18 protein-coding genes are annotated in these 21,847 nt (G+C 38.4%); 12 read left to right on the forward strand and 6 right to left on the reverse strand.

The window, feature by feature from the left end; translation table 11 throughout:
• The first annotated feature begins 30 nt into the window (after positions 1-30).
• The 7 genes from ESB04_RS08780 (at position 31) to ESB04_RS08810 (ending at position 8,918) form a co-directional block, all read left to right on the forward strand.
• Positions 31-1,428: an NADH-quinone oxidoreductase subunit N gene (locus ESB04_RS08780; protein WP_129027367.1), complete on the forward strand. Its 1,398-nt coding sequence runs from the start codon at positions 31-33 to the stop codon at positions 1,426-1,428.
• 12 nt (positions 1,429-1,440) lie between these two features.
• A complete protein-coding gene (locus ESB04_RS08785) occupies positions 1,441-1,935 on the forward strand; it encodes a GtrA family protein (RefSeq protein ID WP_129027368.1) in 495 nt (164 codons plus the stop codon).
• 140 nt (positions 1,936-2,075) lie between these two features.
• Positions 2,076-2,306 carry a hypothetical protein gene (locus ESB04_RS08790; RefSeq protein ID WP_129027369.1) on the forward strand — a complete coding sequence of 77 codons (231 nt, stop codon included), beginning with the start codon at positions 2,076-2,078 and terminating at the stop codon, positions 2,304-2,306.
• 63 nt (positions 2,307-2,369) lie between these two features.
• On the forward strand, positions 2,370-2,993 hold the full coding sequence (locus ESB04_RS08795; protein ID WP_129027370.1) for a SprT-like domain-containing protein: 624 nt from the start codon (positions 2,370-2,372) through the stop codon (positions 2,991-2,993).
• A complete protein-coding gene (porU, locus tag ESB04_RS08800; RefSeq protein ID WP_129027371.1) occupies positions 2,953-6,297 on the forward strand; it encodes a type IX secretion system sortase PorU in 3,345 nt (1,114 codons plus the stop codon). The genes ESB04_RS08795 and porU overlap by 41 nt, the downstream gene beginning before the upstream one ends.
• 101 nt (positions 6,298-6,398) lie before the next feature.
• The gene (gene porV, locus ESB04_RS08805; protein ID WP_129027372.1) at positions 6,399-7,580 is read left to right on the forward strand and encodes a type IX secretion system outer membrane channel protein PorV; all 1,182 of its coding nucleotides are present in this window, start codon (positions 6,399-6,401) and stop codon (positions 7,578-7,580) included.
• A 12-nt stretch (positions 7,581-7,592) separates the two neighbouring features.
• A complete protein-coding gene (locus ESB04_RS08810) occupies positions 7,593-8,918 on the forward strand; it encodes a M16 family metallopeptidase (protein ID WP_129027373.1) in 1,326 nt (441 codons plus the stop codon).
• On the opposite strand, the gene ESB04_RS08815 is transcribed toward ESB04_RS08810, so the two are convergent.
• Both ESB04_RS08815 and ESB04_RS08820 read right to left on the reverse strand, forming a co-directional pair.
• A complete protein-coding gene (locus ESB04_RS08815) occupies positions 8,915-9,823 on the reverse strand; it encodes a PfkB family carbohydrate kinase (RefSeq protein WP_129027374.1) in 909 nt (302 codons plus the stop codon). The two genes, ESB04_RS08810 and ESB04_RS08815, sit on opposite strands and share 4 nt — an antisense overlap.
• A 10-nt stretch (positions 9,824-9,833) precedes the next feature.
• Entirely contained in the window at positions 9,834-11,012 is a 1,179-nt protein-coding gene (locus tag ESB04_RS08820) for a GNAT family N-acetyltransferase (protein ID WP_129027375.1), read from the reverse strand.
• 169 nt (positions 11,013-11,181) lie between these two features.
• Here ESB04_RS08820 and cysS point away from each other — a divergent pair, with 169 nt between their 5' ends.
• The 5 genes from cysS (at position 11,182) to typA (ending at position 18,232) form a co-directional block, all read left to right on the forward strand.
• Positions 11,182-12,675 carry a cysteine--tRNA ligase gene (cysS, locus tag ESB04_RS08825; RefSeq protein ID WP_129027376.1) on the forward strand — a complete coding sequence of 498 codons (1,494 nt, stop codon included), beginning with the start codon at positions 11,182-11,184 and terminating at the stop codon, positions 12,673-12,675.
• Between the two features lie 5 nt (positions 12,676-12,680).
• Positions 12,681-13,421 (forward strand): rhomboid family intramembrane serine protease, encoded by a 741-nt coding sequence (locus ESB04_RS08830; protein WP_129027377.1) that lies wholly within the window; start codon positions 12,681-12,683, stop codon positions 13,419-13,421.
• 4 nt (positions 13,422-13,425) lie between these two features.
• A complete protein-coding gene (locus ESB04_RS08835; RefSeq protein WP_129027378.1) occupies positions 13,426-14,289 on the forward strand; it encodes a rhomboid family protein in 864 nt (287 codons plus the stop codon).
• A 68-nt stretch (positions 14,290-14,357) separates the two neighbouring features.
• Positions 14,358-16,310: a 1-deoxy-D-xylulose-5-phosphate synthase gene (gene dxs / locus ESB04_RS08840; protein ID WP_129027379.1), complete on the forward strand. Its 1,953-nt coding sequence runs from the start codon at positions 14,358-14,360 to the stop codon at positions 16,308-16,310.
• A gap of 113 nt (positions 16,311-16,423) precedes the next feature.
• A complete protein-coding gene (typA, locus tag ESB04_RS08845) occupies positions 16,424-18,232 on the forward strand; it encodes a translational GTPase TypA (RefSeq protein ID WP_129027380.1) in 1,809 nt (602 codons plus the stop codon).
• A gap of 38 nt (positions 18,233-18,270) precedes the next feature.
• On the opposite strand, the gene ESB04_RS08850 is transcribed toward typA, so the two are convergent.
• From ESB04_RS08850 to ESB04_RS08865, 4 genes are all read right to left on the reverse strand, one after another.
• Positions 18,271-20,268, reverse strand: a complete 1,998-nt coding sequence (locus ESB04_RS08850; RefSeq protein WP_129027381.1) for a ComEC/Rec2 family competence protein — start codon at positions 20,266-20,268, stop codon at positions 18,271-18,273.
• Between the two features lie 96 nt (positions 20,269-20,364).
• Entirely contained in the window at positions 20,365-20,937 is a 573-nt protein-coding gene (nadD, locus tag ESB04_RS08855; protein ID WP_129027382.1) for a nicotinate (nicotinamide) nucleotide adenylyltransferase, read from the reverse strand.
• A 3-nt stretch (positions 20,938-20,940) separates the two neighbouring features.
• Entirely contained in the window at positions 20,941-21,507 is a 567-nt protein-coding gene (gene gmk, locus ESB04_RS08860) for a guanylate kinase (RefSeq protein ID WP_129027383.1), read from the reverse strand.
• Between the two features lie 20 nt (positions 21,508-21,527).
• Positions 21,528-21,800 (reverse strand): phosphohydrolase, encoded by a 273-nt coding sequence (locus ESB04_RS08865; protein ID WP_129027384.1) that lies wholly within the window; start codon positions 21,798-21,800, stop codon positions 21,528-21,530.
• Positions 21,801-21,847 lie beyond the last annotated feature (47 nt).

Genomic DNA, 21,847 nt, shown 5'->3' on the forward strand with positions numbered 1-21,847 from the left:
AAAATAATATAAACAGCATCGCATACAATTATGACGGCTATCATTGCTTTATCTCTTTTTGGAATTAGTAATTTGTTTTTGGGTTTTTGGTTCCCAAGAAAAACAATACAAAACATCACACTATTATTTTTAGTGCTGAGCATGGCATTAACTGTTTCCGATTGGAATCATGAGTTACTGTGGTTTGGAAATATGTTCCGTACGACCAATACTTCCATCAATTTTAGCCTAATCATTCAATTAGCGGCTTTTTTTGTGGTGGCTTTTTCCAAAGCATTTGGAGAAGATGATGAGCATAGCCATCCAGCAGAATACTATGCCATTATGTTATTTTCAGTGGTAGGAGCCATCTTAATGGTATCCTTTGACCACATGATTGTTTTATTTGTAGGCTTAGAAATCTTATCTGTTGCCATGTATGTCCTTACAGGAAGTGATAAACGTAATTTGAGATCGAATGAAGCCGCTATCAAATACTTCCTAATGGGTTCATTCACTACAGGTATTTTACTCTTTGGTATTACCTTAGTTTATGGCGCGACCCGTTCTTTCTACATTTCTAACATTGGAACGATCCTGACTAGTACGGCCCCTGAATCCATGCCGACCTTCTTATTTATCGGAGTGCTTTTAATCATCGTTGGTTTGTTATTCAAAGTTTCAGCTGCTCCTTTCCATTTCTGGACTCCTGATGTGTACGAAGGAGCTCCTACCATTTTCACTATGTTTATGTCTACCATTGTGAAAACAGCCAGTTTTGCAGCCTTATTCCATTTGGTATCTGGCATATTTGGTAGTCTCTACACCATATGGGTTCTGCCTGTTTACTTTATCAGTATGCTCACCTTGGTGGTTGGTAATATTTCCGCAGTATACCAGCAGAGTGTCAAAAGAATGCTAGCTTTTTCTAGTATTTCACATGCCGGTTACTTATTGTTAACCGTTAGCTCAAAACAACTGAGCACCACTTCCAGCATTTTATATTATTCACTTTCCTATACATTGGCTACGGTAGCTGCTTTTGCCGTATTGATTTTAGTATCTGAATACCAAAGTGCTCGAGTAGAAAAACCAGAGAATTTTAGTTCTTTCCAAGGCTTAGCTAAAAACAACCCAGGATTAGCTTTGTGTTTCAGCATTTCTTTGTTATCGCTTGCAGGAATACCACTAACTGCGGGTTTTTGGGGTAAATTCTTTATCTTCTCCGATACATTCAGCAGGAATATTATTTATCCAGTGATTCTGGCCATCCTTATGTCAGCCGTAGGTATTTATTATTACTTCAAAGGTATTATTGCCGTGTATTTTAAATCAGGTGAAATTGAAAAAATTGAAGTGCCTACTTTATATAAAGTGGCATTGTGGGCTTGTACTATCGGAACCATTATATTGGGTATTTACCCAAACTTAGTAAAAAGTGTTTTCTAATAAATCACTATTTTGAGCAAACCCAACTCTAAACTATTTAATAAAAAAGACCTATTAGCCTATTTCTTGATAGCAGGAACTGGTGCATTGGTTCAACTGGTTGCGGGTGGACTCATAAAAGATTGGTTTGAGGTAACATACGAAGAGTCCATTCTTCCGGCCTATTACATCTCCTTAGTGGTTGGATTTATCTTGACAAAGCTCTTTGCTTTCAATGCTCGCCAGTCACAACAAACAAGAAGAGAAATGGTCAAATTTTTGATGGTAGCCTCTTTTTCAGGATTTGTAACCTGGTTTTTTAGTGTTATTCCCTATCGAGCAATCAATCAATTTGCCTCTGATTTTTATTGGCATATACCTTATTCAGTAAAAAAAATCAATTTAACCCAGGTGTTAACTACCATCAATGGCATGGGCTTTAGCTTCCTATCCAACTATGTTTTACACAAATCATTTACATTTAAAAGCAGCGGATTTTATGACCGATTCAAGGATTTAATTCGATAATGCTTCCACTTCTTAATAAATACTTAAGAATTTCTTAGTATTTATTAATGAGAAAAGCTCGCAAATAAAGCAGCAAATGCAGTTTTTGCTATTCAAGAGATCCAATACTTAAAAATTTCTTAAAATTTTTCATCAAACTATTGGTAGATACAATTCAATCCATTAGTTTTGTAGCTCAAACCTTAAATATCAAAAAAATGAAAAAAGTATTCGCTCTAGCTTTCGTTGCTGCAATGGTAACTTTGGCATCTTGTGGTGAGAAAAAAACTGAAGCTGCTGCTGATTCTGTAGCTGTTGATACTGCTGCTGCTGCTGCTGTAGATACTGCTGCTGCTGACACTGCTGCTGCTGACACTGCTGCTAAGAAATAATTTCTAAGCAAAAGAGAAAAAAGTCCTTCGCCTGCGGAGGACTTTTTTTATGCCCTATTCCCAATGGTCAAAAACAGAAAAGTTCAATCCTTTTTCGATCATTTCCCTGCCAGTGTTGCCGAATACTGCTTTCAACTGTGGCAAGATCATTCCTTTGACTTTGTTATCAGCAAAGAACGTGATTCCAAATTAGGGGACTATCGCTTTTCCCCCAAAAAAGGACATCAGATCACTGTTAACCATAATTTAAATCCTTACGCATTTTTAGTCACCTACATCCATGAAGTGGCACATTTATGTACCTACCTAAAACATAAAAATAAGGTCCTTCCCCATGGGAAAGAATGGAAAGAAGCATTCTTTGAACTTTTTGAACCCATTTTAGACCCTGAATTACTTCCAACGCCACTCGTTAAAGTTCTCAAAGAATACCTTAAAAACCCAGGAGCCTCATCCTCCATGCATACGCCGCTAGTGGAGGTATTAAAAACCTTTGATCCAGAAAGCCAATTAATCAGTTTACACCTGGTAAAAGAGAATCAACTATTTTTTCTAAAAAACCTTCGACTAATCAAGGGGAAACTTCGAAGAACACGTTACATTTGCAAAGAACAGATTAGCGGAAAACTCTATTTAGTTGCTAAAAATGCCCAAGTTAGTCTTTTGGAAAATCCTCATGACGAGTAAGGCTGGTCATTTCATTCTAGGCATATTCAGCCTAATAATCTTTTCATTTAGTCTTCGAGCTCAGAACCGTTCTGTATTGTCTGAAGGAACTTGGACAAAAATAGCCATAACTCAAACTGGGGTTTATCAAATTAATACAGAATGGCTGCGCAAAAACAACATCAACCCTGATCGAATTAAACCTCAACAAGTAGAAATATTTCAAGGACACCGGGGTGTGTTGCCACAATCCACCAATAACCCTCGCAGTGTGGACTTGACTCCCGTAGAAACACTATTCTTGGGAGAAGAAAATGACATCTGGGATGAAAGTGATATACTCTGCTTTTTTGCTGAATCTCCTCATATTACTGAATGGAATAAAATTGAGAAAAAATGGATGACTTCCAACCACCCTTATACAGATACCGCGTATTATTTCATCCGTTGGAACAATCCCATTAGAACTAGGGTACAAGCCACTAACTGGGAAGCAAGCCAAGAACCAAAGCTAGATTACGCTTGGTCGCATTTTCACTACCAACCCGAAATCAGCAATGTTATTCAATCAGGAAGAAACTGGTTGGGAGATGCATTTTACGGCAATAGCGAAAAAATCATTCAATACCCCATTAGGAATTACAAAGAAGGCAAACCCGCACAACTTTTTGGCCAGTTGGCCTCTAGCTCGGTCAAACCCGGTGTATTTTCATTCAACATAGAAAACAATACCTTGCCTGCCAAAGAAATTGCTAGTGTCTCGGGCGACCGCTATGACCAAAAAGTTCAGGTAATAGAGTTTTCGCAATGGGTCAATCCACTCATAAAAAACGATCAATGGTCATGGAAACTGAACTACTCCAATTCAGTAGGCACGGGGTACCTGAATAATTTGAGTTTTAATTATCCTAGACTGTTAAATGCCTCCAACGAAAACCCGCTCTATTATTTTACGAATTCACAGGATTCAAGCTTCACCATTTCGATTCAAAATTTATCTAAGCAACATCAAGTTTGGTTGAAAAATGGAGAAAATGCTTGGCGAAGCTTAAGCAACCAGACCTCTATCGGCAAAATCAACTGTATGCCTGGTAGCAAACTTCTTGTGTTTGATCCCAATAAATTGACCAGCCCAAGCTTTGCCCAAACCATTAGTAATCAAGATATCAAACAAATATCCACTACAGAACTCATTATCATTTGTAGTCCAGCCCTTAAATCTGCTGCAGATAAATTAGCAGAATACAAAAATAAACAAGCACAAATTAGTACTGCTGTCATTTCTACTGACCAAATTTATCATCAATATTCAGGTGGCAAACAAGATATTACTGCCATTCGAGATTTTTTGTTCGACCAAAAGAACAGGCCGAATGCCCTGCTAAAATATGTCCTCATTTTAGGGGATGCCACCGTGGATTATAAAAACAAGAATTCCGTAGCGAGCCCCGTTGAAAAAGTATCCTATGTCCCAACTTATGAGAGTCGGGAGTCCTACCATCCCTTATTAAGCTATGCCTCTGATGACTACTTTGGTTTTTTAGCTCCTGGGCAAGGAGAATGGCAGGAAGGAGAATCTCCCATCAATGAAAACCTAAGCATTGGCGTGGGACGTATACCTGCAAGAAATCTTTCTGAGGCTTTGATGCTGGTGAATAAATTGATTGACTATTCGGAAAAACAAAAATTGGCACCGGCCAAATTATATCCATTTGTATGGGTGGCAGACGATGGAGATTTTAACTTACATGTTCAAGATGCAGAAGATTTTTCCTCCAACCTAGCTGGAACAAATCCCGTGTTTCAACAAGGTAAAATCTATGTAGACCAATTTCCCATGGAACTAAATAATGGGATTTATACCTCATCAGCTACAAAAAAACAAGTAAAAAATGCCTGGGATTCTCAAGGAGATTTCATTCATTACATTGGTCATGGTGCTGAAACAGTATGGGCTGATGAAAAAATTTGGACAACAGAGGATATTCAGAAATTAAACAACTCACAGCATTTACCGTGGGTTCTCACTGCCACCTGTCAATTCGGTCGATTTGATGACCCTAACGTCTTATCAGGAGCAGAATTAAGTTTAGCTTCCGACAAGGGGGGAGCCATCGGATTAATTAGCACAAGCAGACCCGTATTTCAAAGTAGTAATTACGTCTTTGGCAGAGCATTTTATCGCCTCATTCAAGAACATGCCCATGATCTCAATTACCGAATGGGAGACTTATTTCGGGATACTAAAAATCAAAGTCATGCGGGTGTCATCAATCGAAATATTACATTGCTGGGGGACCCTTCTATGGCTGTCCCATGGAATTACCAATCTTTGCCACTGGCCATTGACAGCTTAAAATTGGGCTTGGAAAAACCTATAGAGTTAGCAGTTCCAGATGTATTGTCAGAAGTCACCTTGTTTTTGCAAGGTCCCAAAATGGCACAAAAGACCCTAGGTACGAAAACTAATACCTATTCCTACGAAAAAGAAGGAGATATTTTCTGGAAAGCCAAACTTAGCAACAAACAAGGCCGTATCACATTACCCTTGAACAGTATCCCCTCCATATATTCAACCCCACAAACAGTGACCATAAAATTAGTAGCTAAAGATGCCAAAGGTAAAACTTGGGCAGCGGCTAAATCCATCCAATGGATACCTAATAATACCCCAATCATAGATAATCAAGCCCCACAAATCAAGATCAGCTTGGTCAACGAATCCAACATACAGGCCACTAGTCCTGATCCAATTTTAGAAATTGAATTAAAAGATGATAGAGGATTTTTATGGCAAAAGGGAGTTGAAAACGTCTCTTATATACTCGTTAATGATACATTAAAAATCCCTTTATTGGATTACTTTAATCCAACTAATGACCAAAACAATGAGGGAAAGGTATTATATTCATTTAGGAATTTACCTCCAGGTGAGTATAAAATTCAAGTAAAATGTGTAGATATAGACAATAAGCCGAACGAGTCTACGTTTCGTTTTCAAGTTTCAAAAGAGAACCTTAGTAGTAATTACTTACTAGTTTACCCTAATCCATTCCTAAATCAAGTTCATTTTCGCTTAATCCAAGAAAAATTTTGGTCAGATAATGAATATCATCTAAAAATTATCAGTCTATTGGGCCAAACAATCCTTGAAAAATCTGGAAATTTATTAGGTAGTGCGGATGAATCGGTGGATTTGACGGTGACTTTTCAGGACGCAGAATTGACGAATTTGGGAATGGGAGCCTACTATGAATTAGAGCTAAAAGATAAAGATGGTTCGGATTTAAGGAAGTACAAGGGGAAAATTTTGACCTTAAAATAAATTTTGACAAATATTTTAGTTTGTAAAACAACAATTAGCTTAAAAATACCTATTTTTGGACTTAGCTTTATGCTGAATAGACTCTCTAATTTTTTTAAACAATGACGACAAACAATTCATTTTTCCCAAAAGCAGTATTGACCTTGATAGCAGGTTTGATTAGTACGTATGCCTTTGGACAAGCATTAGTTTCTGGTCAAATAAATTCAGGAAGAATTCCTACACCAACCATGTTATTCTTGAATGTGGCTCCAGATGCACGTTCGGCTGGTATGGGAGATGCTGGTGTCGCAATATCCTCTGATGTAAATGCCATTTATTGGAATCCAGCAAAATTGGCAACAGCTGAGAAAGATCTAGGGTTTTCTATTTCATACACTCCTTGGTTGAGAAACCTAGTGAATGATATGGCTCTTTATAATATTGCTGGTTACAAAAAAACAGGCAAAGATCAAGCCTTTGGTTTCTCTATTAACTATTTTGATCAAGGTTTATTCCAGGCCACTACTTCCACAGGTCAAAGTGCTGGAAACTTTAATTCAAAAGAATATGCCATCACAGCTTCACATGCTCGTAAGTTGTCCAATACTCTATCTTTAGGTGTTAATTTAAAATACATCAACTCCAACTTGTTAGGAAACTATACTGGAACCAATGGTTCTGGTGTAGCCATGAAGCCTGCTCAGACTGTTGCAGCGGATGTAGCATTATATTGGAACAGCGTTTCTGCAAAAGAATGGAAATATACCTATGGATTAGTTTTATCTAACATCTCTGGTAAAGTTTCTTATGGTGGTGTTGACAAAAACTTCATCCCAACCAACTTACGTTTCGGTGTAGCTACAAGCAAAGATATTTCTGAAGGAAACCGCTTAACATTTACTTTAGATTTCAACAAGTTAATGGTTCCAACTCCATACTCAATCGATGCTAATGGCGCCAAAGTAGGTAACGATCCTAATGACGCTACTGCGATTGGTGGAATCTTCAGTTCATTGTTTGACGCTCCAGACGGATTCGGTGAGGAATTAAAAGAAATTACAACTTCTCTTGGTGCTGAGTACTTATTCAACAACTCATTTGCTTTAAGAACTGGTTATTTCCACGAAAGCGAAATGAAAGGAAATCGTAAGTATTTCACATTCGGTGTTGGTTTCAAACTAGACCAGAAATACGGATTTGACTTCGCTTACTTAGTTCCTACAGGATCAGGAAGCCCGCTAGCCAACACTCTGCGTGTTTCTTTATTAGCTGCCATTAACAATGGTGCTGCCAAAAAATAAGATTACAATATCATGTTGATAACAAATGACATTCTTCGGGATGTCATTTGTATTTTAGCCCATAAGCACATGCTGGACCGTACCATCCCCCCACCTGCGTTCCCTATTGAATTAGTCAAATTTCCATCTAACCAAGTAGGTCATTTGTCTAATGGAATACCCGTCTATTCTATCAATTTGGGAGAGCAACCTGTGTTTAAACTGGAGATTATTAGTCCAGCGGGGACAAAAGCCGGATCTCAAGCAGGAATGGCTTCTATGGTAGCCAACCTCATGAAACGAGGCACACTAAAGCATTCAGCACAAGCCATTCATGAAGCTTTTGATTTTTTAGGGGCCTTTTGGGACATACAGTGCAATCTAGATTATGCCAACTTTTCAATATATGGATTAAATAAGCATTTTGACTCCTTGTTACCTTGGGTAGCTGAAATATTGAAAGAAGCTCAATTTAGCACAGAGGAATTCGAAAAAGAAATTGCGATTGAGACGCAAAAAGCCAAACTTAATTGGCAAAAAACCTCATTTGCAGCTAGCCAATTATTTAGAAATCAATTGTTTGGAGACCATGCCTATGGTAGATATATGTCGCCAGAAACTTTAGGCAATTTGAAAAAATCCGATTTGTTTCAATTCTATATCTCTACTTGGGCATCCATTCGACCTATTATATTTTTATCTGGAAAAATCTCAGATAAGGAATTAAAACTTCTAGATGCTAGTATTGGTCAACTCCACTTTGAAAATTCCTGGTCAAAGGAATCAAACCCTTCGACATCCCAAGAGGTCAAAATACAACACGACCGCAGGGAAGGTGCCTTACAAACATCTATCCGGATGGGAAAATTAGCCATTGGTAGAGAACATCCAGACTATTTTAAATTAAGTATTTTAAATACTGTTTTAGGGGGATATTTTGGTTCTCGACTTCAAAATAACATCAGAGAAGATAAAGGTTTTACCTATGGAATTTCCTCCTCCATTGTTCCCTTACATGATGCCTCCTATTGGGTGACAGGAACTGATGTTAACGGAGAAAATTCGGAGCAAACATTAGATGAAATAAGAAAAGAAATCAAAATACTCCAACAAGAGTTGATTCCTGAAGAAGAACTAGAATTGGTCAAGAATTACCTGATGGGAAGCTTTACGGGTGAGCTGACTCAAGCCTTTGATATCGCTGAAAAAATCAAAGTAGTTCAATTAGAAAACTTGGCTCCCAATTTCTATGATCAATTTCAAAGAGAAATTTTGCAATGCCAAGCTCAAGAATTGAGGGAAATTGCCAATCAATACTTGAACTTGGATGAATTGCATGTGGTGATGGTGGGAGCTTAAAACCTAGCTAGCTCCCTAAATTCATTTACTCGAGCTTCTAGGTCGTCCTGAGTAATCTCAAATAAACGCTCCGTCCCAAACTTCTCTACGCAGAAGGAAGCCATGGCTGAACCATACACAATGGCCTGGCGCATGCTTTCAAAAGATGTATCATCCTTTTGGGCTAAATAACCTATAAATCCACCCACAAAGGTATCCCCAGCACCTGTTGGATCGAATACTTCCTCCAAAGGTAATGCCGGACAATAAAACATATTATCTTCTTGGAATAAAAGTGCTCCATGCTCCCCTTTTTTGATAATCAAGGTCTTTGGTCCCATGGCCATGATCAATTTAGCAGCGATTCGCAAGGAATACTGCTCTGACAGCTGACGCGCTTCTTCGTCATTGATGCACAACACATCCACCATTTTCAAGACTCTTTTCAAATCGTCCATCGACACATTCATCCAAAAATTCATGGTATCCATGACAATCAACTTTGGACGTTTGTTCAAACCCTGGATAGCATCTATTTGAACTTGCGGTGTCAAATTTCCCAACATCAAATAATCACAATCTTGATAAGAAGCTGGAATAGTAGGCTGAAAATCCGCTAGCACATTTAAATCGGTAACAAGCGTATCCCGGGTATTCATATTATTGTGGTATTTACCTGCCCAGAAAAAGGTCTTTTCTCCAGGTTTAACTTGTAAACCCTCCAAATCTATCCCCTTTTCTTCCAAGGTTTCCATATACTCTTTGGGGAAATCATCTCCAACTACTGCCACCACATTCACTTTTGGTAAGAAAAATGCAGCGGACAAACTGATGTAAGTACATGAACCGCCGATAATTTTATCGGTTTTTCCGTAAGGGGTTTCCAAGGCATCAAATGCCACTGTTCCAATTGATAATAAGCTCATTTTAAATTATTTAGCCAACTTTAGGACAACGACTAAAGGGCTGGTTTGGATTAAATAAATAACGATAAGTGATATATGTTTTATCGATAGTAGCCCCCAATTGAGAGACAAATCGAAGCATTTTGGGATTAAAATCTCCCACCCAATTCATATCCATGGTCTCATATGGATAGAATGGATTTTCACGGGCAGCTTGTCGGAAGCGCAATGCAATGGCAGATTCTACTCCTTTCCCTTGGTGGTCAGGGACCACACCAAAAATAACGCCACATGAACGAGTCAAAACCCCTTTCCATTTCAATAACAAGAATTTAATCATACCCCAAATATTCATTTTTCCATTAAGATGCTTCACGATTTGATTCAAATCGGGGATAACGATAAAAAATGCTACGGGATCTCCCTCAGCGGTATAGGCAAACCAAAGTAATTGCTCATCAATGATTGGCTTCATTTTTTTCACAAGCTTTTGCGCCTGCTCAGAACTCATGGCAGACACCCCTGGGAATTTCGCCCATGCAGCATTAAAAATAACCTTAAAATCCTCTGCATATTTCCCTAGATTATCTTTTTCAATGTGCTTGAAAACATAACTCGGATTCTGATATATTCTTTGTGCTTTCTCCTCTATGGCAGGAGCTACATTGGCCGCCTGAATAGGTGAAACGAACACATACTGCTGAAAATAATCTTTAAATCCATAATGCTCAAAAAACGCAATATAGTATTCTTTGGTCCAAGGCATTTTATAGGTCGGTTCAAACTCCCAGCCTTTCACCATTAATCCCCAAAAACTATCTCTTTCTCCAAAATTAATGGGGCCATCCATTGCTTCTAGACCTTTGGACTTTAACCATTCCGCGCAGGCATCAAATAGTGTGAATGCCGCTTTTTCATCTTCAATACACTCAAAAAAGCCCATTCCACCCGCAGCCAACTCTCCCTCTTTGGCAGGCTTCCCATCGTAGAAAGCCGCTACCCTACCAATCACTTGATTATTTTCATCAAACAACAACCAACGGATAGCATCCCCATGTTTGAAATGAGGGTTCTTTTTAGGATCAAAAACGGATTCTATATCCGAATCCAAGGGCCTAATCCAGTTAGTATCTTGCGCATATAATTGAACCGGGAAAGTCAAAAATGCCATTTTTAGGCTATTATTGTCAGCTACTTCTCTTAAATACATGCCTGAAGAAAATTGGAATTTTAATATTTTGACAAAGATAATAGAATGAGGCGAGCAATCCGCCCAATCCATAAAACATTCAAGGACTCTAAATCGTTTGGTGGTTTAAAAGAATCAAAGTAATTTTAGTTCTTTTATAAATAGTACCTCCGAAAGGAAAATTTATACCATGCAAGCCTTAAAATTATACAATACTCTCTCCAGAGAAAAAGAATTATTTACTCCAATCAATCATCCTCACGTAGGTTTGTATGTGTGTGGACCCACAGTTTATAATTATGTCCATCTAGGAAATCTAAGGACTTTCACCTCTTTTGATATATTGCATCGGTATTTAAAGCACATTGGATATCAAGTTCGGTACGTAAGAAACATCACGGATGTAGGCCATTTAGTGGGAGATGGAGATGAAGGAGAAGATAAGATTGGGAAAATGGCCAAATTGGAAAAACTGGAACCTATGGAAATTGTGCATCGGTATACCCAAAATTTCCACCAGGTTTTAGAACAGTTTAACTTGCTTCCTCCGAGCATTGAGCCCACTGCCACAGGACATATTTCTGAGCAAATTGAGACTACCAAGATTCTCTTGGATAAAGGCTTAGCTTATGAATCCAATGGTTCCGTTTATTTTGACATTGAAGCCTACAATAAACAAGGAGGAGAATATGGCAAACTTTCAGGGCGCGTTTTAGAGGATTTATTAACTGAAACTCGTGATTTGGATGGAGTAGGTGAAAAAAGAAATCCGCTCGACTTTGCTCTTTGGAAAAAGGCAGCACCAGAGCATTTAATGCATTGGCCTTCGCCTTGGGGAGAGGGATTTCCTGGATGGCATTTAGAATGTACCTGTATGAGTCACAAGTATTTAGGAGATACATTTGATATACATGGAGGTGGAATGGATTTAAAATTCCCACACCATGAATGCGAAATAGCTCAGGCAAATGCTACCTATGGACAGCAGCCTGTTCGCTACTGGATGCACACCAATATGCTAACGGTGAACGGCCAAAAAATGAGTAAATCCTTAGGTAACTCCTTTTTACCGGCTGAACTATTTAGCGGCAATCACCCCTTGCTGGATCAGGCTTACAGTCCTATGACTGTTCGTTTTTTCATGCTACAATCGCAATACAGAAGTACACTTGACTTCTCCAATGAGGCCCTAAAAGCCGCGCAAAAAGGGTATAAACGCATTGCCAACGGACTTAGAATTATTAAAAAGATACAGTTTTTGCCTGAAGCAGATCCTACGGAAATTGATCCAAAACATGGCGAAGAAATTCAATCTGCCATTCAGGGGTGCTATGATGGTATGAATGATGACTTAAATACTGCGGTATGTATTGCTAATTTATTTACCTTGCTCAAAAAAATCAACCAATTACATACAGGACAAGTTTCCTTGGCTTCTCTCGGCAAAGAGTCATTTGAAACACTAAAATCCAACTACATGACGTTTTTGGAGGATATTCTGGGCATTAAAGAAGAGCTTCCAGAAAATTGGGATAGCATGATACAAGGATTATTGCAGCTTTACAAGGAATTCAAACAAAGCAAGCAATACCACAAAGTAGATGAAATTAGAGCTACTTTTAAGTCCATGGGATTGATTATCAAGGATATGAAAAACTCCATCGATTGGGGTTATGAAGAATAAAAAGCATGTTACAGAACTTAACACCCACGGTTAGAACCTTGTTACTGATTAATGTAGGCCTCTATTTAATCAAGGGCTTCGGCTTTCCACAAGAATTTCTAACCCTGCACTATTTTGGAGCGAGCGATTTTCGTATTTACCAATTGGTGAGTTATATGTTTGTTCATGCTAATTTCATGCACCTTTTGGGTAATATGTTTGGTCTTTACATGTTTGGTTCTCTGCTGGAACGAATTTGGGGTGCCCAACGCTTTCTTTTCTTTTACTTTTTTTGTGGTGTGGGTGCAGGAGTTTTATACATGGGAATTCAGCACTTCATCGATTTTGCTGAACTTAGAAGAGCAACTGAATTGGTTTTATCCAACCCTTCTTCAGAAAATTTAATCGACTATGCCCAGCATTACGGAGCCATTTCAGCTCCTGGTGGTCAGATAAATGCCAATTGGGTGTTGGCAAATTATGATGCCTTGATCAACTTAGGAGCCTTAGGAGGTGCCTCTGGAGCCATTTTTGGAATTATTATGGCCTTTGGTTATTTATTCCCCAACTCTGAAATGTTTTTATTTCCTTTTCCTATTCCCATCAAAGCAAAATATTTTGTCACCTTTTATGGACTTTATGAGCTTTATGCCGGGATTCAACAAAGTCAAGGTGATAATGTCGCACATTTTGCTCACATAGGAGGAATGATTTTCGCTGTCATCCTGCTAAAAGTATGGAAAACCCAAAGAAATAATTTTTATTAAAAAAATGAAAAGTATTTGGCAAGATATTAAACTCATCATCCAAAATCCTGAAAATGGATTATGGCGACTAATTCTGACCAATATATTTATTTTTGTCCTGATTTCACTAAGTCATGTTATTCTCCTAATTGCAGGTAAAGAATCCTGGTATGATAGGCTCTTAGAACAAATTGCTCTATCCTCTCAGCCCAAGATAGCCCTATACAAACCATGGACATTCATTAGCTATTTCTTTGCGCATTTTGAAATATTTCACTTGGTTTTCAACATGCTTTTCTTGTACTGGTTTGGAAGCATCATCCAGTCATTTGTAGGCCAAAAACGCCTTATTCAACTGTATTTTTTGGGAGGCTTGGCAGGAGCTATTGCCTTTATTTTACTATTAAACAGCTTCTCCTATTTTGTAATGAAAGGCCCTATTTACCTAAATGGAGCCTCGGCAAGTGTATTCGCCATCGTAGTAGGTGCAGCGACAATACAACCTAATTACAAGGTGCACTTGTTAATTTTAGGAGAAGTATCCATCAAATACGTTGCTGCCTTCTACATTATTTGGTCCATGATTGAAACTACGGGGACCAATGCAGGGGGTAATATTGCTCATTTAGGAGGTGCCTTATTAGGCTTTTTATATGCCTATTCCTACCAGAAAAAACAGCTAAGTAAACCTGCTCCTGAAGAAAAAATTTATTCTTATTCGATTTCGGTTCAAAAGAAATTCCAAGATTTCATAGAACAAAATGAAGCCGAGGACATTGAAGAAGATGAATTAAATGCCATATTGGATAAAATTTCCACTTCGGGTTATGAAAGCTTGACCAAACATGAGAAAAAACGTTTGTTTAAAGCAAGTCAAAAAAATGACTAGTCAGCCAAAAACATTTTTACCTTTGTATTGTTAAATCAAAACCTTCATCCAAAATTTAACTCTCAACGATGCAATTTCAAGCCGGACCTATCTTAAGCAAAATCCAGTCCCCAGAGGATTTGCGGAAGTTGTCTCCTGCAGAATTACCTGCTGTTTGCCATGAATTGCGTCAATTTATCATTGACAATGTTTCTGTCAATGGAGGTCATTTTGGAGCTTCACTCGGGGTAACGGAATTAACCGTAGCTCTTCACTATGTATTCAATACCCCTGAAGACCAACTCGTTTGGGATGTTGGACACCAGGCTTATGGCCACAAAATCCTAACGGGTCGTCGGGACGTATTTCATACCAACCGTTTATTAGGAGGTATAAGTGGCTTCCCTAAACGTTCTGAAAGTGAATACGATGCTTTTGGCGTAGGACATTCATCTACTTCTATTTCTGCCGCATTAGGTATGGCAGTGGCATCAAGGTATAAAAAAGAATTTCATAAACAGCATATTGCTGTCATTGGGGATGGTTCCATGACAGCTGGAATGGCTTTTGAAGCCATGAATCATGCAGGAGATATTCCCAATAACATGTTGATTATCTTGAATGATAATTGCATGGCCATAGACCCCAATGTAGGTGCATTAAAAGAATACCTAACAGACATTACTACTTCCCATACTTACAACCGTGTCAAAGACGATGTTTGGAATCTACTAGGGAAAATGTCCAAGTTTGGTAAATCAGCACAAGAGATTGTTTCTAAGATCGAAAATGGCTTAAAGGCTACTTTGTTAAAGCAAAGCAACCTCTTTGAATCGCTTAATTTAAGGTATTTTGGCCCTATTGATGGCCACGATGTACAATACTTAGCCACCGTTTTAAATGACTTAAAAGATATTCCTGGCCCTAAAATTCTCCATTGTGTGACCACTAAGGGCAAAGGCTACTCTTTGGCAGAGAAAGACCAAACGCTTTGGCATGCTCCAGGTAAATTTGATAAAATCACTGGAGAAATTCATAAAAAGACCTACGACAATCCTCAGCCTCCTAAATATCAGGAGGTTTTTGGTCATACCATTTTGGAATTAGCAGAACAAAATCCCAAAATTATGGGAATCACCCCTGCGATGCCTTCTGGTTCCTCTTTGAACATCATGATGAGAGCCATGCCCGATCGTGCTTTTGATGTGGGTATTGCAGAACAGCATGCCGTGACATTTTCTGCAGGATTAGCGACTCAGGGACTAACTGTTTTTTGTAATATTTACAGTTCATTCATGCAAAGAGCTTATGACCAAGTGGTGCATGATGTTTGTTTACAAAAACTACCCGTTATATTTTGCTTAGACCGTGCTGGTCTGGCGGGGGCAGACGGCCCTACACACCATGGATTATATGATTTAGCTTACATGCGCTGCATTCCTAACATGATTGTGGCTGCTCCTCGAAATGAGCAAGAACTTAGAAATATCATGTATACCGCGTCTTTGGATAAATTCAAGGAACATCAAAAAGCCATTAGTATCCGATATCCGCGAGGAGCTGGTGTGATGCCAGTCTGGCGAACAAGCTTCGAAGAAATTCAGATTGGTAAAGGTCAACAAATTCTTAAAGGTGAAAATGTGGCCATTTTGAGTATTGGCCATGTGGGTAATGAGGCAGAATTAGCCTGTCAAAAAGCAAAATCATTGGGAATGAATCCTGCATTATATGATATGCGATTCGTCAAACCATTAGATGAGGATTTGCTACATGAGGTATTTGCTTCTTATAATCAGATTATAACGGTCGAAGATGCTTGTGTTCAAGGAGGCTTCGGATCTGCTATCGCTGAATTTATGCTGGATCATGGCTATAGTAAATCAATTATGCGACTAGGAGTGCCTGATGATATCATTGAACACGGCGAGCCCAATGAATTATATCAAATTTGTGGCATTGACTCAGAAAGTATCCTTCAGAAAATTGCCCAATTCTATCCAACAAAGATCAAATCCTCTCCGGTGAAAGTCAATCAAGACTAAGATTTAACCATTTGATTTCTTTCAATTAGTACTTTTCTAAGAAATTATACCTACCTTTGCACCTTAAATTTCCTAGGCAGAGAGATTTTATTTCATCAAAGCGCCATTTTTTTATGCAAAGCATTCGCAACATTGCCATTATTGCCCACGTTGACCACGGTAAAACTACATTAGTCGACAAAATTATTCATGCTTCTAAAATTTTTAGAGAAAATCAAGAATTTGGAGACCTCATTCTAGATAACAATGACTTAGAAAGAGAGCGTGGTATTACTATTGTATCAAAAAACGTATCCGTTAGGTACAATGGTGTAAAAATCAACATTATCGATACTCCTGGTCACGCCGACTTTGGAGGAGAAGTGGAACGTGTATTACGTATGGCAGATGGTGTATTACTTTTAGTAGATGCCTTTGAAGGACCTATGCCACAAACTCGATTTGTATTATCGAAGGCCATTGCCTTGGGTTTGAAACCAATCGTTGTTGTGAACAAAGTAGATAAAGAAAACTGTCGCCCAGATGAAGTACATGAGTCAGTATTTGACTTAATGTTCAACTTGAATGCGACGGAAGAACAATTAGATTTTCCTTGTCTTTATGGTTCATCTAAACAAGGATGGATGAATACGGATTGGAAAACTCCTACTGATAATATCGTACCATTATTGGATGCGATTGTTGAGCATATCCCAGCTTCCAAAGTAAAAGAGGGTACTCCTCAAATGCAAATCACTTCTTTGGACTATTCTTCCTTTGTCGGTCGTATCGCGATCGGTCGTTTGGAGCGTGGTACATTGACAGAAAATATGCCTATCGCCTTATGTAAGTCAGACGGCACCATCAAAAAAATGCGAATCAAAGAACTTCAGGTTTTTGAAGGTTTAGGAAAAGTTCGCGTAGATACTGTAGAATGTGGTGAAATTTGTGCGGTTACAGGTATCGAAGATTTTGAAATCGGTGATACATTGGCAGATCCAGAAAATCCTGAAGCTTTAGAGCGCATTGCCATTGACGAGCCTACGATGAACATGTTATTTACCATCAATAACTCTCCTTTCTTCGGAAGAGAAGGTAAAATGGTAACTTCTCGTCACATCCGTGAGCGTTTATTCAAGGAAACCGAAAAGAATCTTGCTTTACGTGTTATGACCACTGAAAGTGAAGATAAATTCTTAGTGTTTGGTCGTGGTATTCTCCACTTGTCTGTTTTAATTGAAACGATGCGTCGTGAGGGATATGAATTACAAGTGGGGCAACCTCAAGTAATTTATAAAGAAGGTGAAAATGGCGAAAAGTTAGAGCCTATTGAATCTTTGGTAGTTGATGTCCCTGATGAAGTAGCTGGTAAAGTAATTGAATTAGCCACTCAAGGAAAAGGTGAGTTATTAATCATGGAACCTAAGGGTGACTTACAACACTTAGAATTCAACATTCCTTCCAGAGGTTTGATTGGATTACGTTCCAAAGTATTAACTGCCACTTTTGGCGAGGCAATTATGGCCCACCGTTTCATCGGTTACGAACCATTCAAAGGACCAATTCCAGGTAGAATTAATGGCTCCTTGATCTCTATGAATACAGGTGTCGCGACTCCGTACGCCATTGATAAATTACAAGATAGAGGTATTTTCTTCATCGATCCAGGTGAGGAGGTATATGCAGGTATGGTAGTGGGAGAGCATAACCGTCAAAACGACATTGAGGTTAACTTGCAGAACTCTAAACAGTTGACCAACATGCGTGCCTCTGGTACAGATTCCAATACCAAGATTGCTCCTAAATTGAATTTCTCTTTAGAAGAATGTATGGAATTTATTCAGAAAGATGAATACTTGGAGATTACTCCTAAGTCTTTACGAATGCGTAAGATCTACTTGGATCCCAACGAACGTAAGCGTCAGGAGCAAAAGAATAAATAATTGAATGAAAAGGCTGTCCTTTACGACAGCCTTTTTTATTAGAAGGAGATAGCAGACATGCTATCCAATGCAAATTGCTTAGCAGGCAAATACCCTGTTTCATTGAATTTATGTAGGTAAAAACCACTGAAAGAATGAGTCCAAATCCATTTAGCCGTAGGATGGTAGCTTATACCTTTAAATACATCCCTTTTTAACTGACTAGGGATTACCAAAACATCCATGACTTTGGGAATTTTCATCTTTGCATGCTGGGCAAAATAAAAAAGCTTGCCCTTCCAGTGCCAAGAATAATTAATCTCCTCCCTCCAAAAAACAAGCGTAGTATCTCTAACAAAATGATGAGCTAAGACAGGCGAAATGGATGACTGTATCCAAGGTGGATCTTTCTTCATCTGGGCTGGTCCTATCAATTGTGCCTTCAAGCCTTGGATGGTAAGCCAAACAGGCATTCCTTTATACTGGGCCAAGTATGCGAATTGCTGATGTTTTAGTGCGTTCCAATGGCCCCATTGATACACTAAAACGCTGATAGTCAATAGCAAAATACCAATTTTTAAAAGCAACACATACCTTATTCTCCACCATAAAATCCCCAACAATAGTATCCCATAATAAGCATAGGTCATCCAGCTTTCCCAATGAAGAAATGGGATAGTCGGATGGAACTTGGTATCTACCCAAAACATAAAATCATGCAAGCAGTTCAAGCTAAACTCAAAAATTTTGGCTAAGAAATGATAAATCGACATAAAACCCCATGCCGCCATCAGTGGAGCAGCTGTTAAAAACAACATACCTAAAATCAAAGAAAGAGATGAAAATAGGGTTAGAAATGGATTGGCAAAAAGTAATACCCCCACATGCGGAAACTGATGAAAATAAAATAATATCCAGGGGAAACTTAATAATTGAGCAGAAATGGCCACTGTCGTAATTGACCAAATCGATTCCAACAAATAGGAAATGATGAAATTTTTTGATTTAGGAGTCCAAATGGATTGCAAAGGAGTATTAAATAATAAAATACCTAAAACAGCCAAAAAAGATAATTGAAATCCAACATCAAACAGCTGCAAGGGATTCCAAACCAATAATACAAAAGCCGTAAACGACAACAAATTGATAGAATTTTCATTAAATCGAAAATTCCGAGCAAAAAATAGTACCGTGAACATCCCACTTGCTCTTAACACAGGGGCTGAAAAACCTGTAATACCCGCATATACCCAAATGATACATAAGGGTATCATAAAATTCAAGAATCGAAAAGTAGGTCCTCGAAAGGGAATAAACTTAAGTAAAAACTGTATGCACATCCATAAAATCCCCACATGCATCCCTGAAACAGACAAAATATGAATGGCTCCCAAAGCCGCATAGGTCTTTTGTGTTTCAAAATCAATGGCCTCATGGGCACTCAATAACATGGTGCTTGCTACCGCCTGGTTTCTATCACTTTGTAAACCCCGATGTAGATGCTCAACGAATATCTTTTGCCACCGATCAAATAATAAACGCCATGAAAATTCTTTTGAATAACTCTCCAAAATAAAACTTTGGCTAGGTAAATAGGCAGTAACATATATTCCTTTACGAGCATAATATTGAGGCCAGTTTTGACCAAAAGGAAAGGCACTCGGTCGAATGGATTGAAGTTTTATAGTGCTCAAATAGGTTTCGCCTATTTGAGGAAGCTTCGCTTTCTTATCCAGATAGAATTGGCCTAATGATTTGGTTTTATGCCATCTACCTTGATAATCCAAGAAATTGACAATTTCCCCCATGAGGGCATATGATTTGGACTTAACCAATGGCGTACTTGCCACTCGGAATCGAAAGGCTATTACCTGCTTAATGGGAAGCTTTTGATACTTAGCACTTACATCTTTGCTACGGAGCAGCGCTAGACTAAAAAAGAGCAAAATGAACATAAAGGAAATAAGCAATCGCTTATAAGGCCCAAACAAGAAAGGGACTAAGCAAGCCAAAATTCCTATGGAAAGATATAAGATTCTATCTACGGCGATCGTCACGTATTGAGCCGACAGAATTCCTACAATCCAACAAAGGAAAATCCTTAAAAATGGGAAGGGGCTAAAAAATGAAAACAATATCTAAGCTCTAAAGGCTTAAATGTAGAATTTTTTCTGAGCGATTAATTGCTCTACACTATCAGGAACTAGATATTTGATCGATTGATTTTTCTGAATGCAATTCCGAATATAGGTAGCAGAAATATGCAATACAGGAGCATTCACTTTTTTAACTTTAGGATGATCCCATAAATCAGACCTAGGTTCTTCCCCTCTAGGATATACGTAAAGCCCAAAATAATCGAGAATCTTATCGTAATTTTTCCAACTTTTGAATTGTTCCAAATTATCTCCACCAAGAATCAACTCAAATTCATGTTGTGGGTATTTTTCCGACAAATGAATGAGCGTATCAATGGTATAGGAAGGTTTCTTTAAACTGAATTCGATATCGCTGGCCTTAAACTGAAAGTTGTCGGCAATGGCCCTTTCAACCAAATCCAAGCGGTCAAACTCATGCAACAAGCTCTTACTTTTCTTATGAGGATTTTGCGGAGAAACCACAAACCAAATTTGCTGTACATCGGTTTGGTTCAATACCGCCTGCGCAATCATCAGGTGACCATGATGAATGGGATTAAATGAACCAAAAAATAAACCGATTTTCATGTATTATTTCGTGAAATCATCAAAAAGAGCTTGAGCTTTCTGAATCGCATCTTCTAATTGGTCATTGACCAACACTACATCAAATTGATCTTGAAAAGACCATTCAAACTTCATCTTAAATATTCGTTTAGATAAAGATTCTTCCGTTTCCGTTCCCCTAGAGCGCAACCTTTCTTCCAAAACTTCAAGCGTAGGGACTTTAACAAAAATAGCCAAAGCTCGATCTCCATAGTATTTTTTAAGGGCCAAACCTCCCTTGACGTCGACATCAAATATCACATGCTTACCTGAGGCCCAAATACGTTCAATTTCGGACTTTAAGGTGCCATAATAAGCTCCAGGATAAACCTCCTCCCATTCCACAAAAGCGTCTTCATCAATTTTTTGACGAAATTCTTCTGGAGTCAAAAAATAATAATCTTTCCCGTTTTCCTCGGATCTACCTCGCTTATCTCGGGTACATGCTGATATAGAAAATCCCAGATTGGGATTATGCTCAATGAGTTCTTTAACGATTGTCGTTTTACCTGAACCCGAAGGTGCTGAAAAAATAATTAATTTCCCTTCCAATAATTTAATAGATGTTTAAGCTAACAAAATAAGGGAATTAAGATGGAAATAAGGATTATTAATAAAAAAAGTTTCTCCTTTATTCGGGTAAATAGTTCATCTGGACATTTTGATGTACACTTTTCCTTGATCGCCTTTTTGAGTGATGTTTCCAATTCATATCCCTCTTGACAAGGAATACATTGGTCTTTATTGGCTAAAAAAGCAGCTTCCTCCTCGGGACTTGCCTCTTTATCCAATATCCGCTGAATTAGCTTCATACAATCTTTCTGATGTTCACAGCTCTTCTTCATGCTCTTTAATTAATTCTGTCTGTTTGGGCTAACGTAAGCCTTGGTGT

The organism is Aquirufa rosea, from assembly GCF_004118285.1.
Lineage (GTDB): Bacteria > Bacteroidota > Bacteroidia > Cytophagales > Spirosomataceae > Aquirufa > Aquirufa rosea.